Genomic DNA, 15,960 nt, shown 5'->3' on the forward strand with positions numbered 1-15,960 from the left:
GACTACGCCTTATTTAACTGCGCTTCAAACCATTCAATTGCGGCATCTTCCGGAATAGGGTGATTGAGTACATCAATAAAAAATGGCTCTGCAAGTAGAGTAGCGCCTTTTTCGGTAATCAGCGTACTCATATTTTTTGCTGCAAAACAAAATGTATCGTAACTGCTATCGCCCAGGCCAATGATATAGGCGTTCACACCGGATAAATCAACTGCGGCAACTTCTTTCGTAAAGGGTTGAATGTTGTCAGGAAAATCGCCGGCGCCATGGGTGGATGTGCAAACTATCCAGGTACTTCCTGAAGAGATTTCTCCGTACTGGGGAGTAAGCTGAATTTCTGCCTCGTGGCCGGCGCTTTTAATGACTTCTGCCAGTGCGTCTGCCACATACTCGGCGGCTCCAAGCACTGATCCAACCAATATGGTGTAGTGTGATGACATGATTACTTCCCGATGCAAAACGAAGAAAAGATTCTACCGAGCAAATCATCCGAGGTAAATTCACCTGTAATTTCACTCAGTGCTTGATGCGCCAAGCGAAGTTCTTCTGCAAGTAGTTCTCCTGCCAGGCTGTCATGCAATTGCTGTTGCCCGGCTATAATATGCTGATCCGCTTTAGCCAGAGCGTCAAGATGGCGGCGGCGAGCGATAAACTGGCCTTCACTGGTAGTATCCAGCCCCATTGTCTGCGCCAGATGTTCACGTAACAGAGCTATACCATCACCCGTTTCTGCAGATAATCCAACGACATCAATATTACCATGAGCGGTGGCGACTACCTGTTGGCCAATTACTTCGCTCGACAAATCTGCTTTATTACGCACCACGGTAGTAGGAATACCCACCGGCAAACGGTGCATAAAATCCGGCCAGATTTGATAGGGGTCGATGGCAGTTGTTTCTGTGCTATCAACGACAAAAAGTACTCGGTCTGCCTCGCTAATTGCTTGCCAGGCTCGCGCAATTCCGATTTGTTCCACCTTGTCAGGACTATCACGTAATCCTGCGGTATCAATGATGTGAAGTGGCATGCCGTTTATGTGGATATGCTCTTTTAGCACGTCTCGGGTGGTGCCGGCAATTTCCGTAACGATAGCGCTGTCTCGACCTGCTAATGCGTTAAGCAAACTTGATTTACCTGCATTGGGGCGGCCTGCAATAACGACTTGCATGCCTTCGCGCAAAAGCGCCCCTTGTTTGGCTTGGCGATGAATATGAGTAAGCGTTTCAATGATTGCATGTAAGTCACCCGCAACCTTTCCATCCGATAAAAAATCAATCTCTTCGTCCGGAAAATCAATAGCCGCTTCTACGTACATTCGAAGATGAATTATTTGTTCAGATAACGCCTGAATCTGAGCCGAGAACTCCCCTTGCAACGACCGTAGTGCACTTCTTGCTGCCTGTTTGGAACTGGCATCAATTAAGTCAGCAATGGCTTCTGCTTGCGCTAAATCAAGCTTATCATTCAGGAATGCCTGTTCACTAAACTCTCCGGGGCGCGCAAGACGCACGCCTTCTACCGCCAGTACAGCATCAATAAGCATATCCATAACCACTTGACCACCATGGCCTTGCAGCTCAAGTACATCTTCGCCGGTAAAAGAATGGGGATTGTTGAAAAAGAGGGCAATTCCCTGATCAATGATTTGGTGATTAGCATCAAAAAAGGGCAGATAAGTTGCCATGCGCGGCTTAAGATCCGCTTTTACCACTGCATCTGCTACCGCTTTTGCCTGGGGCCCAGATACTCTGACGATACCCACACCGCCACGACCAGGGGCTGTGGCTTGGGCAACGATAGTTTCAGTGGCAGGAAATAGCGTCATAACTAATCGCGGAAATTATTAAACTGAAAAGGCTGACCCAAATCAGTGCTTTTTACCAAAGCCATAGCTTCCTGAAGATCGTCACGCTTTTTACCTGTTACGCGAAGCTGTTCGCCTTGAATAGACGTCTGCACTTTAATTTTGGCGTCTTTTATGAGTTTTACTATTTTTTTAGCGGTAGGCTGCTCTATGCCTTCTTTGAAGGCAATAGTTTGACGACACTGCTTACCGCGTTGATCCATCGCCTGGACATCCATCGACGAGGTATCTACATTGCGTTTAGAGCAAGCAGTGCGAAATAACGATTCCATTTGTTGGAGTTGGAATTCGGCTTCTGCAATCATTAAAACCGTTTTGTCTTTATATTCAAAGCTAGCTTCCACACCACGAAAATCAAAACGTGTAGTCAGTTCACGGCTAGCATTTTCAGTAGCATTGCGAACTTCTTCCATGTTGATTTCAGAAACAATATCAAAAGATGGCATGAGACGTTCCTCTTGTTGACTAAACAGCCCGCATTAGCGGGCTGGAAGATGATGAAATTAGCGGGTTTGAAGGCCTCTCTTTTCCATCGAGGCGTAAATAATCTTCGCTTGGATTAACGTAATAACGTTACTGACTAACCAGTACAGCACTAAACCGGCAGGGAACCAAAGGAAGAATACACTCATCATGACTGGCATGAACTGCATAATTTTCTGCTGCATGGGATCGGTTACCGTGGTCGGTTGTAACTTCTGTAATAACCACATACTGGCACCCGTGAGCACAGGCAACACGAAGAACGGGTCTTTAACAGACAAGTCCGTGATCCAGAGGAAAAACTCGGCATGACGCAATTCCACACTTTCCAGTAGTACCCAGTACAGCGCGAGGAAAATAGGCATCTGCAGAATCAATGGCAGACATCCGCCCATCGGGTTAACTTTCTCTTTCTTATATAGCTCCATCATGGCCTGAGACATTTTTTGTCTGTCATCACCGTGACGATCTTTCAGCTGCTGCATTTTGGGCGCCAGATTACGTAAGCGCGCCATTGATTCGTACTGCTTTTTCGTGAGTGGGTACATTGCCCCTTTCACAACAACAGTAATCAGTATAATGGCTACTCCCCAGTTACCCACTAGGCTATGAATGAATTTTAACAGCGCAAATAAAGGCTGAGATATCCACCACAGAATCCCGTAATCTACGGTGAGATCTAGCCCTCGGGCTAGCTGTGCCAGTTTATCCTGATCCTTCGGACCCATATATAATTCACTGGATATTGTGGCGCTATCACCGCTGGCTACGCTAATTGGCGTACCGGTAAACCCGATAATAGCGAACTGATTTTTAAGGGTCCGGCTATAGATAGTGTTAGTTTGATCTTGAGGAGGGATCCATGCAGAGACAAAGTAATGCTCCAGCATTCCCACCCAACCACCTTTAGTGGCTAAACGAAGATTCTTATCTTCAATATCACCAAACGTATACTTTTCGTAGTTATCGTCTTCGGTTGAATATGCCGCTCCGCGATATGTAGGCATAAACATATTACCGCTGCTGTTTTCTTGCTCTAAAACCTGTTTAAGCTGAGCATACTGTTGAAAATTGGCCGATTGGCTACTGCCATTATTAATAGTATAAGTTACTTCAACATCATGACTGTCGCGGGTAAAGGTAAAGGTTTTGGTGATCGCAATCCCCGCATCATTGCGCCAGGTAAGAGGCACTTTTAGCGTGTCACCTGCCAATACAAATTCAGACTGCGCGGCATCGTACCGGGGTCGACCAGAAGCGCTTTGATCCGGGCCGTCTTTTCCAATCAGGCCGCTTTGCGCTTGATATAGTCCATTTTGCGTTCGCAGTAAGCTGTAAGCTTCTTTAGCGCCTTGCTTAACTGGAAAATCAACTAAATTAGCAGAGATAACATCTCCGCCTACCAAATCAATGAGTACATCCAGCGTATCGGTTTTTACGCGAATTGTGCGGTCTTGTTTAACGGCCGGAGTTGCTTCAGAATTTTGAGCAATAGGGACATCTTCATTACCAGCGGGAATATCGCTATTATTTGCGTTGCTGCCAGATGAAGGCACGCCTTCGGAGACAGGATCTACCCTTTGTTCGTTGGTGACAGGTGTCACTGGCTTTGGACCGTAATCCGCTTGCCATTGCTGCCATAACAAAAAGCTGACCAAAGCAAGGCCAATAATCAGAAAACTACGTTGCGATTCCATAGAGGTCTCTTTATTTTGAGTGTTTGTTATCGTGTTGTTCCGGTACCGGGTCATAACCACCCGGATGGAAGGGTTGACATTTTAGTATGCGTTTAATAGATAACCAACCGCCAATTGCCAATCCATGCGTTTTAAGTGCTTCAATTGCGTAATGAGAGCACGATGGATGAAAGCGGCACCGCTGTCCTAACATCGGAGAAATTACCCATTGGTAAAATTTGATGAGAAGAAGGGGGAGGGCGATAATGATTAGACGCAACGCTTGGCCAACTTTTTCCATAGTTTATCCAACGTGGCATAAACCTCTTCATTAGAAAGCTTATCGGCTCCTGATTTTCCAATCACAATGATATCAACATGAGGTAAACCCGTTACCTTATGACGAAAGCTTTCGCGAATAAGGCGTTTAATTCTATTACGTTCGTGAGCTTTGCGAATACGCTTTTTAGCTAACGTAATGCCTAAACGCGGAGATTCAAGTTGATTTTTTCTTGCTAGAATTGTAAATGAGGGAGATACAGCAGGGGTTGCGTCGTCAAACACATAAGTAAAGTGGGAGGGAGTTAACAGTCGTAACTCCCTTGAAAATTTATTTTCACCCACTTTGGGATAACACCATTAAGCACAAAGGCGAGCGCGACCTTTAGCACGGCGGGCTGCTAGTACTTTACGACCATTTTTAGTCGCCATACGAGCACGGAAACCGTGAGAACGCTTACGCTTTAAGTTGCTCGGTTGAAATGTTCTTTTCATGACCAAAGTCTCACTTATTTAGATTAAACACAGACGGAGTTAAACCGGTGACTTACAGTTTGACTCTATGTCAAATGTTTTTGCGGTTACCACCCATCAAAAGGACGCTGAATTCTAGAGATCTCGCGGCCTGATGTCAATGAGTATTCCCAGATATGAGGGTATTTTGCACTAAAAATATTTTCGGTGATCCCGTCAAATTTCTGCGTAGATGGATTACCTCCCTGCATAATGTGAATAAAATGATAGATATAAAAGGTTTATCCACAAAGGCACAATTTCTATATCACCACAAAGCGCATTTTTTGTATGATCCTTTTAACTGATCGCTTATACAGTTGGAAATTATGATTAGATCCTGATCAGCATAAATAACTAAAATAATACTTACAATTCATGAAGATATAATTATGATCGGGGGGATCTACAAAGATCAATATTTACTTTTAGTGAATAAAAGTAGATAATCCACAGCGATAAAAAACGTAGAATAAAACTCATCGTTGTCACCCAATTTTTGTCTACCGCTTAATGAAAGTGGTGGGCTGCTATTGTCTCTGATTTACAGCATTATTGGCGCTTACAGCGACTATTGGAGCCATTTATAAGCATGTCTTTATGGAATCTGTGCCTTGATAGGTTGCGCCAGGAATTGCCCACTCAACAATTCAGTATGTGGATAAGACCGCTTACGTCGAGTGAAGAGGAAAGTATAATTACCTTATTCGCACCTAACAGATTTATTCTTGATTGGGTAAGAGATAAATATCGCGATAAAATCACTGAATTATTCGCTGAGTTCTGCGGTCCGGAAGATGCGCCACAATTGCGGCTTGAGGTCGTTTCTCGTCAGCCTGTTACTGCGGCTAATGTCGCTGCCTCCAGACAAACCACAGCCACACCTTCGCTAGATAACTTTGCTCAAAATAATCATTCTATTCAAACGGCTAATGATCAGCGTAGTGAGTCGAGCAGTCCAACGTATGGCAGAAATGTAAACGCTGCTGCCTCTCGAGTAACTCCGCCGCAACCCACTACGCCTAATGTCGTTCCTATACCTGAAGGAATGAAGCACAAGAGTAATATTAACCCGAATTATCAGTTCGATAACTTTGTCGAAGGTAAGTCAAATCAACTTGCACGAGCAGCAGCTACCCAAGTTGCGAATAATCCGGGCGGTTCGTACAATCCTTTATTTATTTACGGTGGTACAGGTTTAGGTAAAACCCATTTGCTGCACGCTGTGGGAAATGGTATCTGTGCTAATCGTGTGGATGCAAAGATTGTGTATATGCACTCTGAGCGATTTGTTCAGGATATGGTGAAGGCGCTTCAAAACAATGCGATAGAAGATTTTAAACGCTTTTATCGATCAGTTGATGCTTTACTGATAGACGATATTCAATTTTTTGCCAATAAAGAGCGTTCCCAGGAAGAGTTTTTTCATACTTTTAATGCGTTGTTGGAAGGAAACCAGCAAATCATATTAACTTCCGATCGCTATCCTAAAGAAATTGATGGTGTGGAAGACCGTTTAAAATCTCGTTTCGGCTGGGGCCTTACAATCGCCATTGAACCGCCAGAATTGGAAACGCGGGTTGCAATTTTAATGCGTAAAGCTGCAGAAAACCGTATGCAGCTTCCTAATGAAGTTGCTTTTTTTATTGCGAAAAGATTAAGGTCGAACGTAAGAGAATTAGAAGGGGCATTGAACCGAGTTATTGCCAATGCAAATTTTACCGGTAGGCCGATTACCATTGATTTCGTAAGAGAAGCATTACGGGATTTACTGGCGTTACAAGAAAAACTGGTTACTGTAGATAATATTCAAAAAACGGTAGCAGATTATTATAAGATTAAAGTGTCCGACATTCTGTCTAAGCGCCGCAGTCGCAGTGTAGCTAGGCCACGTCAGGTGGCAATGGCTCTGGCTAAAGAACTCACTAATCATAGCTTACCTGAACTCGGTAATGCCTTTGGTGGAAGAGATCACACTACGGTTTTACATGCATGTAGAAAAATAGAGCAGCTTAGAGAAGAAAGTCATGATATAAAAGAAGACTATAAAAACCTTATCCGCACCCTGTCTTCTTAATTTGACGAATGAGGCGAGAAAAGAGATCGATGAAATTTACCATCAGCCGAGAAAAATTTTTACAACCTTTGCAACTCGTTTCAGGCGCTGTCGAACGCCGTCATACATTGCCTATTTTATCGAATGTTCTGATTAAAGTCAGTGAGGGTACACTCTCTTTGACGGGGACAGATTTAGAAGTAGAGCTAATTGCCAGTACCCAATTGGATGGTGACTTTGCTGAGGGCGAAATTACAGTGCCGGCAAAAAAGCTGGTCGATATTTGTAAGGGAATTTCAGAAGGTACTGCCATCAATTTTTCTCTCGATGGAAATAAAGCGCTCATACGCGCTGGCAGAGGACGTTACTCGCTATCTACTCTGTCAGCAAATGAATATCCTAATCTTGAAGATTGGGAGGGTGAGGTGGAGTTTGAGGTTTCCTGCTCCGACATGAAACGGCTGATCGAAAGTACTCACTTCTCAATGGCCCAGCAGGATGTTCGTTATTATTTGAACGGTATGTCCCTGGAAACAGAAGAAAATATAGTGCGTACTGTAGCCACTGACGGGCACCGCCTGGCGTTGTGTCGTTTGCCCTATAATGATGCCTCTTTACCGGCTCGCCAGGTTATCATTCCTCGCAAAGGTGTTTTAGAAATCTCGCGCTTGATAGGCGAAGATGAAGCGCTTCTCAAAATTCAGATAGGTGCGAATCATCTGCGTTTGTATTCCAACGAGTTTATCTTTACCAGTAAATTGGTTGATGGTCGCTTTCCCGATTATCGCCGTGTTCTTCCCAGAGACGGTGATAAGATAATTATTGCTAACAAGGCTGTACTTAAAGAAGCGTTTAGCCGGGCTGCCATTTTATCTAATGAGAAGTTCCGCGGTGTAAGGTTAAACCTCTCTTCTGGCGAATTGAAGATAACGGCGAATAACCCTGAGCAGGAAGAGGCCGAAGAAATCGTTGATATTCAATATGAGGGCGACGACCTGGAAATCGGTTTTAACGTAGCGTACCTCATCGACGTATTGAATGCCTTAGCGAGAGAAGAAGTAAAAATTACGCTATCGGATTCAAATTCTAGTGCGCTTATTGAAGATGCACAAGATGATGCAGCTGTGTATGTTATTATGCCGATGCGCTTATAGTCCCTGTTCCTTTTAAACAATGTTAGGCCGAATGACTTACAGGCTGACATTAGAACAATTTTGAGCCTCTTCATATGAAACTGGACCAAGTCCAGCTAACAAACTTTCGTAATATTTCCAACGCTACGTTGCTCCCATCACAGCAACTTACCGTGATTACCGGAAAGAACGGCAGTGGCAAATCTTCTTTGTTAGAAGCCTTGTTTTATCTTGGCTTTGGCCGTTCATTTCGCACAAGCAAGCATCTTTCCGTAATCAGGCATGAAAGTAGCAGTTTTAGCGTATTTGCTCGATGCACCGATGAAGCAGGCAAAACCTCTTCGGTAGGGTTGGAAAGATCCCTTACTAATAGTTTCAATTGTTCGATTAACGGCGAACACTCCCAGCGCTTAGCTGATTTAGTAAGCTTAATACCTGTTCAGCTTTTCACGCCACAGAGTACCGATCTTATCTTAGGGTCGCCTTCTGAACGCAGAAAGTTTTGTGATTGGGGATTGTTCCACGTGGAACAATCTTTCCATTTGTTATTTCAACATTATTCTAAGCTGCTAAAACAAAGGAACGCGGTACTTAAACAGAATGAGCTGCGTGCGCCTGAGAACCAGTTTTGGGAGCAACAGCTTGCTGTTACAGGAGAGAGGCTATCTTCACAAAGAGAAGCTTATATAGAAGCGCTAACGCCAATATTTAATCGCATATCAAAGGAATTTCTACCTGAGTTTTCCCTCGAAATTTCGTATTATAGGGGTTGGGATAAAGAGCTACCTCTTAATGAGGTTTTTCACAAAAAATACGAGTATGATCATAAAATTGGTCACACTTCTTCGGGCCCTCATAAGGCAGATTTACGTTTTAAAGTTAATCATACAAGTGCGCAGGAAATCCTTTCACGAGGTCAACTGCGAATGGCGGTCGCCGCATTACAGCTCTCCCAAACCGCATTGTTTACGCAGCAATCATCTCGAAAGAGTATATTTTTGTTAGATGATGTAGGAGCTGAATTAGATCTCGAAAAGCGAGAGCGGTTTATTGATGGGTTGCTGAAAATGGATACGCAGATATTTATTACTGCGATTGAAAAGCAGCAATTAGAATTTATTGATAAATACAACGACAAGAAAATGTTTCACGTGGAACATGGGCACGTGGCAGAGGAGTAAAAGTTAGAATGGCAGAACAGAAAAACTACGACTCGACCAGCATTAAAGTGCTAAAAGGTCTGGATGCGGTAAGAAAACGTCCAGGTATGTATATCGGGGATACTGATGATGGAACCGGTCTTCACCACATGGTATTTGAGGTAGTAGACAACTCAATAGATGAAGCCTTAGCCGGCCACTGTTCCGACATCGTGGTTCAAATTCACACTGACGGGTCAGTCTCTGTTGCAGATAACGGCCGCGGTATACCTACTGAAATTCATTCAGAAGAAGGGGTGTCGGCAGCAGAAGTTATCATGACCGTGCTACATGCTGGCGGAAAGTTTGATGATAATTCCTATAAAGTTTCCGGTGGCTTACACGGCGTGGGCATTTCTGTTGTAAATGCACTTTCTCACAAACTTAAGCTTCGGATTCGTCGTGGTGGTAAGACACATGAGCAAGAATATCAGCATGGCGTGCCACAAGAGCCACTAAAGGTGGTGGGGGAAACCGATAAAACAGGCACCTTTATTCGTTTTTGGCCAAGTGACAAAACTTTTACCAATACTCTCTATCACTATGACATCTTAGCAAAGAGACTTAGGGAGCTTTCGTTTCTTAACTCGGGAGTATCTATTCGTTTAAAAGATGAAAGAGATGGTAAGGAAGACCACTTCATGTACGAAGGCGGCATCCGCGCCTTTGTGGAATATTTGAATCAAAACAAGACACCCGTAAACCAAAAAGTGTTCTATTTTACTTTAGAGCGCGAAGATGGCATCGCGGTTGAAGTGGCAATGCAATGGAACGATGGCTTTCAGGAAAACGTGTTCTGCTTTACCAATAATATTCCGCAACGGGATGGCGGTACCCATTTAGCCGGTTTTAGAGGAGCATTAACAAGAACTCTAAATAACTTTATGGAAAAGGAAGGCTTAAACAAGAAGACCAAAACCAACGCCAGCGGCGATGATGCCAGAGAGGGATTAACAGCCGTTATCTCGGTGAAAGTTCCAGATCCAAAGTTTTCCTCCCAAACTAAAGATAAGCTGGTTTCTTCTGAAGTGAAGCATGCGGTGGAATCGGCAATGAATGAAAAGCTAGCAGAATTTCTGCTAGAGAATCCTTCTGAGAGCCGAATAATAGTCTCAAAGATCATTGATGCTGCCAGAGCAAGGGAAGCTGCTCGTAAAGCCCGTGAAATGACAAGACGGAAGGGAGCTTTGGATCTTGCTGGTTTACCAGGCAAGCTTGCCGACTGCCAGGAAAAAGATCCAGCCTTCAGCGAAATTTACATTGTGGAAGGTGACTCTGCTGGTGGCTCAGCTAAACAAGGCCGTAACAGGAAGAACCAAGCGATTTTGCCGTTAAAAGGGAAAATTTTAAACGTAGAGAAGGCACGCTTTGATAAAATGCTTTCTTCCCAAGAAGTCGCCACCCTGATTACAGCTTTAGGCTGCGGTATTGGCAGAGACGAATATAATCCTGACAAACTACGTTATCACAGCATTATTATTATGACTGACGCTGACGTTGACGGCTCACATATTCGTACTCTGTTACTTACGTTCTTCTACCGTCAGATGCCGGAGATTATCGAAAGAGGCTACGTGTATATTGCCCAACCTCCGTTGTATAAAGTCAAAAAAGGTAAGCAAGAGCAGTATCTTAAAGACGATGAGGCCCTGGTAAACTACTTGACTTCTATAGCCATAGACGGCGCTGCCTTATACCCGGGAGAAGATTCTCCTGGCATTACAGGTGTTGCTTTAGAAAATCTGGTAAAACAGTACCAAAGCGTGGAGAAGATGATTACAAGAATGCGACGTGTACTGCCGTCGGTAATTCTTTATAAGCTTGTCTATTCTCCAACATTGAATTTAGCCGATCTTAAAGACAAAGAAACACTCAACACGGTTGCTGATAAGTTTGTTAAAGGTCTTAATGATCAGGAAGCTGATGGCGCTACCTATCGTTTTGAAATTCGGCGGGACGATGAGCTTAGTGAATTTTATATTTCGATAATTATGCGGATGCATGGTATCGACTATGAATATCGCTTAGATCACGATTTTATTGAATCTACGGAATATACGCGTATCAAAGCCCTGAATGAAGCTATTAATAATATGATGGATTCTGATGCTTACATTCAGCGGGGAGAGCGAAAGCAGCACGTAAATTCGTTCAAAGAGGCGCTGGACTGGCTAATGAGCGAAGCCAAGCGTGGGCAATATATTCAGCGATATAAAGGGCTAGGGGAGATGAATCCCGAGCAGCTTTGGGAAACAACGATGGATCCTGAGGGTAGAAGAATGCTTCAAGTTACTATTGAAGATGCCATCGGCTGTGATCAATTATTTACCACCCTAATGGGCGATCAGGTTGAACCGCGTCGCGCCTTTATTGAAGCAAATGCTCTTAACGTTGAAAACCTCGATGTTTAGGTAAGCGTCGAAGTATTTAGGCTTTAGATTGATTAAGCCGAAATACTGCAGCGTAATCCAAAAAAAGGCGGCTTTTAAAGTCGCCTTTTTTTGTCAGCTAACGTAAGGGGAAACCGTAGTTACCTGCATGATGCTTACTTTTGAGTTGATCACACATCAAGGCGAGTTAGCATAAGGTAACCGCGAGGAAAGGGAATTTATGCCATACTGCTGAATGTTTTCCCTACGGCAATTTAATTTATGCAGAAGCTATATTGGACTGCTGTTATTTGCCTTCACGTGCTAAAGAAAGCGTAGCTAGCTTCACAACGTTGCGGAAAAGGTAAACGAGGTTGAGTTGGCATCAGAGTGAGCTTCCAATTTGCCGTTGTGAGCCTTAGCTATTTCTGATGCGATAAATAATCCTAAACCAAGCCCCTTTTTAGGGTTCTTGGAAGGTTCGCGCCAGAAGGGTTCAAAGAGGCGTGAGAGCGTAGCGGCAGCAATAGCTTTGCCTTCATTGGCAACTTTAACTGTTAATTGCCCGTTGAAATAGTTTGCTGAGACAGCAATAGGCTTTTGCGTGTCGCCGTGCACTAAAGCATTAATCAGCAGGTTCGACAGCAATTGGCCGATTCGTGCAGGATCACATTTAATCGTTCCCTGTATGTCAATGTCTGTCGTAAGGAAGGGCGGCTGATATAAATTAACCAACTCAGCAATACTATGATGTAGAACACTGGCTAAGTCATCACTTTCGATAAGGTTCAACGGTATGCCGCTGCCCATCTTACTATGGGTAAAATCCATTACGTCAGTGATAAGCCTAGAGATGCGTTGGACACTTCGATTCATCCGTATAAGTATTGGATCTGCCTTGGGTAGCTGCATATCCGATAATACATCCAAACCCATGGAAATAGAGGAAAGTGGTGTCCGTAAGTCGTGCCCAAGCACACCTATGTATTGTTCTCTTAACTTTGCCATGTCCTGCTCATCCTGAAGAGCAGCTTCAGCCTCTGAGAGACGTTTTTCTGTTTTTAATTGCCGGGAAATAAGTTCGGCAAACAGCGACAGCGTATTGTAGAGTTCGGGCGTCTTTAACTCGGCGGGCATTGGATCAAGCCCGCATAATGTTCCGAAAAACTCGCCGTCTGGGCCGTAGATGGGAAAAGAAAAATAGCTTTTAAACCCATAAGTTTTTGGCGTGTGATGTTTGCAAAATGTCTTATCCTGATTCACATTTTCTATCACTATTGGCTGATTAAGAGAGCGAACCTCATCACAAAGCGTAGTTTGCACTTCCAGCTCATCGCCGGGGTGTAAGTTAAAATTAACTTTGTCGAGCACTGCGCAGGCTGTCCAGGAAGATGCTGTCACTTTTGCCACACAGACAAACCTCAAACCTGTCGCCTCAGCAATCATTTGCATGATGGTGGGAACAGCGTCAAGAGATTGAACTGAGCGAATGGCTGACTGAATTGAAAGGGTCATTGGGTAAAGCCTGATCTACATATTTAAGTAATATAAAAAAACACTCCGATTATATGCAACGAGTCCCTACTAATCGAAGGCAAGCTTGATTTATTTTTACACAAGCGAAAGCCGCTTCCTAAAAACCTTCAACTATTTTAGCTAACAGCGAAAGTGACAAAACGTGCGGCATGAAAAAATATTCGTTGAAAACAGAGCAGAAAAGGCAATTTTAGGAAATAACTCTTTCTGCTGTTTTAAATCAATCTATTGACAGGAATCTTGAAGGACCCGCAAGATACCAGTTAGTCCAGCCTTGTTACCAGTAAACGCACCTCGCCCGCATCTGCCGGCGAAAATGCAAACCGATAGGTTCCGGTTGATTGTGGGGTAAACTGTAAATTTTCTGATTCAGCACCGCAATCCAGATAAGCCGCTGTTGCTAATAAAGCCATTTGACCTTTGTACTCAGCACCGCATGTTTGGTCTGGCGTCCAATAGGCATCAGAAAGACGAAAATCATATGGCTGACCGTCAGCGATCAGTTCCACATCGACAAACCACCCGCCTTTACCTCTTGTCAGCTTGTAGGGATCGTTTGCCTCCCACCAGTTGAAGACTCCTCTTAAATATAGGTTTTCAAACTGAATAGCCGGAGGCTCCGTTATACCCGGAATAGAAACCGTACCTCGGCTACTACATGCTGAAAGAAATACCAGGGCGGACAAGAGAAAAAGAGTTCTTAACGTAAACACAATATTTCCAAATAAAAATGCCCAACGAGAAGCTGGGCATAGGGTTAAAGTTTCCTAATGGCTATGCCTTGGCTAACTGTGAAATATCCGCAGTTGTTAAAAAAAGTTGCCTCAATAAACTCAATAACGCAAGACGGTTATTTCGCACTTTAATATCATCGTCCATAACCATTACATTATCGAAAAATGCATCTACCACTTCTCGTAACGTCGAAAGTGAAGAAAGTACCGAGGTATAATCCTTGACTGCTATTGAAGCTTCTACTTGCGCTTTAACTTCCATAAGCGCGTCGTACAACGCTCGTTCCTCGCCGTCTGTCACAAGGGAGGGATCAATATCGGATTCGCCCTCAACACCCTGTTTAGCAAGAATATTGGCGACTCGTTTGTTCGCAGCCGCAAGCGCTTCAGCAGCATCTAGCTTCTTAAATGCGGCAACAGCGTCAATCCGAGCTGCATAGTCAGCAGGGGCAGTCGGACGCCTAGCAGCTACAGCCTGTATAACATCAATGCTCACATTCTGATCTTGCAACAATGCAACAAATCGCCCCAGCACAAACTCTATGACCTGCTCTCGGCACTCAGAGTTCGACAATTTTTCGCCGTATATCTCAACAGCCTTATTAACTAATACTGCTAAATCCAGCGGCAGATCTTTTTCTACAATAACCCTAAGCGTACCAATGGCTGCGCGACGCAGAGCAAAGGGATCTTTATCGCCTTTAGGTAATTGTCCGATACCGAAAATACCTACCAAGGTATCTAACTTATCGGCCAATGAAACCGCTGCACTCACAGACGTAGACGGTAACTCGTCGCCCGCAAAGCGTGGCATATACTGTTCATACAGTGCCTGTGCGACATCACCAGACTCTCCATCATGCAGCGCATAGTATTTACCCATTACGCCCTGGACGTCGGGAAACTCCATGACCATGTTAGTCATGAGATCCGTTTTTGCCAGCAATCCTGCTCTTGCTGCATCCTTTTCGTTGGCGTTAATTTCGCTGGCAATAAATTCTGCCATCGCTGAAATGCGATCCGATTTGTCTTTTAATGTGCCGAGTTGTTTTTGGAAAAGCACGGAATTCAGGCTGTCGAGCCTGCTTTCAAGAGAGGACTTCTTATCAGTATTAAAGAAAAATTCCGCATCAGCCAGACGTGGGCGTATGACTCGCTCGTTGCCACCGATTACCTGAGCAGGATCATGGCTGTCGATATTACTAACAAATAGAAATGTGTTTGCTAAATTGCCTTCATTGTCTAAAAGCGGCACGTATTTCTGATCGTCTTTCATGGTGTAAATAAGCGCCTCTTTCGGCACATTTAAGAAAGCTTTATCAAAAGAGGCTGTCATGACAACCGGCCATTCAACAAGAGAGGATATTTCTTCCAGCAACGCCGTACTGTAATCGGGCTTTAGAGAAAGTGCTGACGCCGTATTTTCAAGCGCATTGCGGATAGCTTCCACACGCTCATTGAAATCTGCTACAACGAACTGCGCTTTAAGTGCCTGCGCGTAATTATCAGCATGATCCAGCTCGAAACTGCCGTTGCCATGGAACCGATGGCCGAGCACCGTTCTGCCGCTGGTTAACCCTAAAGCTGACAGGGGAACAACTTCTGCACCATACAGCACGCATAGCGTGTGAACCGGACGAATAAACTGAGTTGTATAATTTCCCCAGCGCATAGGCTTTGGAATAGGCAATTTTCCAAGCGCCTGATTCACCATACCTTCCAGCAACGCGGCAACAGATTGTCCCGGCACATTGGCATTATAAAGCAGCCATTCACCTTTATCTGTTACCAGTCGTTCAGCGTCCTCAACTTCAATGCCATTGCCTTTGGCCCAGCCTATCGCTGCACGAGTCGGCGCACCGTCAGCATCAAAAGCAGCACTGACCGCTGGCCCGCGCTTTTCAACGACTTTGTCTTGTTGATTGGCTTCCAGAGCCGTGACATATACCGCTAATCTGCGAGGCGCGGCAAACCAGGCGACGGATTTAAAGCCAAGCTCAGCGTTCTCCAGTGCTAGTTGAAAATTAGCCGCAAAACTTTCTCCCAGCTGTTTAAGGGACTTTGGAGGAAGCTCTTCTGTGCCTAGTTCAATGAGTAGATTTTCAGTACGCACCC

General features: G+C 44.4%; 14 protein-coding genes. 4 read left to right on the forward strand and 10 right to left on the reverse strand.

What is annotated here, in order from left to right; all coding sequences use genetic code 11:
* Nucleotides 1-2: 2 nt before the first annotated feature.
* From mioC to rpmH, 7 genes are read right to left on the reverse strand one after another with little or no spacing between them, the layout of a single operon-like run.
* Nucleotides 3-440: an FMN-binding protein MioC gene (gene mioC / locus CA267_RS09355; RefSeq protein WP_075607733.1), complete on the reverse strand. Its 438-nt coding sequence runs from the start codon at nt 438-440 to the stop codon at nt 3-5.
* A gap of 2 nt (nt 441-442) precedes the next feature.
* A complete protein-coding gene (gene mnmE, locus CA267_RS09360) occupies nt 443-1,828 on the reverse strand; it encodes a tRNA uridine-5-carboxymethylaminomethyl(34) synthesis GTPase MnmE (protein ID WP_075607732.1) in 1,386 nt (461 codons plus the stop codon).
* 2 nt (nt 1,829-1,830) lie between these two features.
* On the reverse strand, nt 1,831-2,313 hold the full coding sequence (locus tag CA267_RS09365; RefSeq protein ID WP_075607731.1) for a YajQ family cyclic di-GMP-binding protein: 483 nt from the start codon (nt 2,311-2,313) through the stop codon (nt 1,831-1,833).
* A 57-nt stretch (nt 2,314-2,370) separates the two neighbouring features.
* The gene (yidC, locus tag CA267_RS09370; RefSeq protein WP_075607730.1) at nt 2,371-4,047 is read right to left on the reverse strand and encodes a membrane protein insertase YidC; all 1,677 of its coding nucleotides are present in this window, start codon (nt 4,045-4,047) and stop codon (nt 2,371-2,373) included.
* A gap of 10 nt (nt 4,048-4,057) precedes the next feature.
* Nucleotides 4,058-4,306 (reverse strand): membrane protein insertion efficiency factor YidD, encoded by a 249-nt coding sequence (gene yidD, locus CA267_RS09375; RefSeq protein WP_075609916.1) that lies wholly within the window; start codon nt 4,304-4,306, stop codon nt 4,058-4,060.
* Complete coding sequence (gene rnpA / locus CA267_RS09380) at nt 4,297-4,650, reverse strand: ribonuclease P protein component (RefSeq protein ID WP_075607729.1); 354 nt, start codon at nt 4,648-4,650, stop codon at nt 4,297-4,299. Before rnpA ends, yidD begins: the two co-directional genes overlap by 10 nt.
* Before the next feature lie 15 nt (nt 4,651-4,665).
* Nucleotides 4,666-4,800, reverse strand: coding sequence for a 50S ribosomal protein L34 (rpmH, locus tag CA267_RS09385; protein ID WP_075607728.1), 135 nt, complete (start codon nt 4,798-4,800; stop codon nt 4,666-4,668).
* A gap of 610 nt (nt 4,801-5,410) precedes the next feature.
* Here rpmH and dnaA point away from each other — a divergent pair.
* The 4 genes from dnaA (at nt 5,411) to gyrB (ending at nt 11,617) form a co-directional block, all read left to right on the forward strand.
* Entirely contained in the window at nt 5,411-6,895 is a 1,485-nt protein-coding gene (dnaA, locus tag CA267_RS09390; RefSeq protein ID WP_075607727.1) for a chromosomal replication initiator protein DnaA, read from the forward strand.
* Nucleotides 6,896-6,924: 29 nt separating this feature from the next.
* On the forward strand, nt 6,925-8,028 hold the full coding sequence (gene dnaN / locus CA267_RS09395) for a DNA polymerase III subunit beta (RefSeq protein ID WP_075607726.1): 1,104 nt from the start codon (nt 6,925-6,927) through the stop codon (nt 8,026-8,028).
* Between the two features lie 74 nt (nt 8,029-8,102).
* Entirely contained in the window at nt 8,103-9,188 is a 1,086-nt protein-coding gene (gene recF / locus CA267_RS09400; RefSeq protein WP_075607725.1) for a DNA replication/repair protein RecF, read from the forward strand.
* Nucleotides 9,189-9,196: 8 nt separating this feature from the next.
* Nucleotides 9,197-11,617 carry a DNA topoisomerase (ATP-hydrolyzing) subunit B gene (gyrB, locus tag CA267_RS09405; protein WP_075607724.1) on the forward strand — a complete coding sequence of 807 codons (2,421 nt, stop codon included), beginning with the start codon at nt 9,197-9,199 and terminating at the stop codon, nt 11,615-11,617.
* Nucleotides 11,618-11,920: 303 nt separating this feature from the next.
* Here gyrB and CA267_RS09410 read toward each other — a convergent pair whose 3' ends face one another.
* The 3 genes from CA267_RS09410 to glyS all read right to left on the reverse strand — a co-directional run bounded on the left by CA267_RS09410 (nt 11,921) and on the right by glyS (nt 15,958).
* On the reverse strand, nt 11,921-13,090 hold the full coding sequence (locus CA267_RS09410; protein ID WP_075607723.1) for a GAF domain-containing sensor histidine kinase: 1,170 nt from the start codon (nt 13,088-13,090) through the stop codon (nt 11,921-11,923).
* Nucleotides 13,091-13,374: 284 nt separating this feature from the next.
* Nucleotides 13,375-13,824 (reverse strand): hypothetical protein, encoded by a 450-nt coding sequence (locus CA267_RS09415; protein WP_075607722.1) that lies wholly within the window; start codon nt 13,822-13,824, stop codon nt 13,375-13,377.
* Between the two features lie 61 nt (nt 13,825-13,885).
* A complete protein-coding gene (gene glyS / locus CA267_RS09420; protein WP_075607721.1) occupies nt 13,886-15,958 on the reverse strand; it encodes a glycine--tRNA ligase subunit beta in 2,073 nt (690 codons plus the stop codon).
* Between the last annotated feature and the right edge of the window lie 2 nt (nt 15,959-15,960).

It is taken from the genome of Alteromonas pelagimontana (assembly GCF_002499975.2).
Lineage (GTDB): Bacteria > Pseudomonadota > Gammaproteobacteria > Enterobacterales > Alteromonadaceae > Alteromonas > Alteromonas pelagimontana.

Excerpts from the sequence above, each read along its gene's own strand:
- CA267_RS09365 (WP_075607731.1), bottom strand. The coding sequence starts at position 2,313 with ATGCCATCTTTTGATATTGTTTCTGAAATCAACATGGAAGAAGTTCGC.
- CA267_RS09410 (WP_075607723.1), bottom strand. The coding sequence starts at position 13,090 with ATGACCCTTTCAATTCAGTCAGCCATTCGCTCAGTTCAATCTCTTGAC.
- dnaN (WP_075607726.1), top strand. The coding sequence starts at position 6,925 with ATGAAATTTACCATCAGCCGAGAAAAATTTTTACAACCTTTGCAACTC.
- gyrB (WP_075607724.1), top strand. The coding sequence starts at position 9,197 with ATGGCAGAACAGAAAAACTACGACTCGACCAGCATTAAAGTGCTAAAA.
- rpmH (WP_075607728.1), bottom strand. The coding sequence starts at position 4,800 with ATGAAAAGAACATTTCAACCGAGCAACTTAAAGCGTAAGCGTTCTCAC.
- mioC (WP_075607733.1), bottom strand. The coding sequence starts at position 440 with ATGTCATCACACTACACCATATTGGTTGGATCAGTGCTTGGAGCCGCC.
- dnaA (WP_075607727.1), top strand. The coding sequence starts at position 5,411 with ATGTCTTTATGGAATCTGTGCCTTGATAGGTTGCGCCAGGAATTGCCC.
- recF (WP_075607725.1), top strand. The coding sequence starts at position 8,103 with ATGAAACTGGACCAAGTCCAGCTAACAAACTTTCGTAATATTTCCAAC.
- yidC (WP_075607730.1), bottom strand. The coding sequence starts at position 4,047 with ATGGAATCGCAACGTAGTTTTCTGATTATTGGCCTTGCTTTGGTCAGC.
- mnmE (WP_075607732.1), bottom strand. The coding sequence starts at position 1,828 with ATGACGCTATTTCCTGCCACTGAAACTATCGTTGCCCAAGCCACAGCC.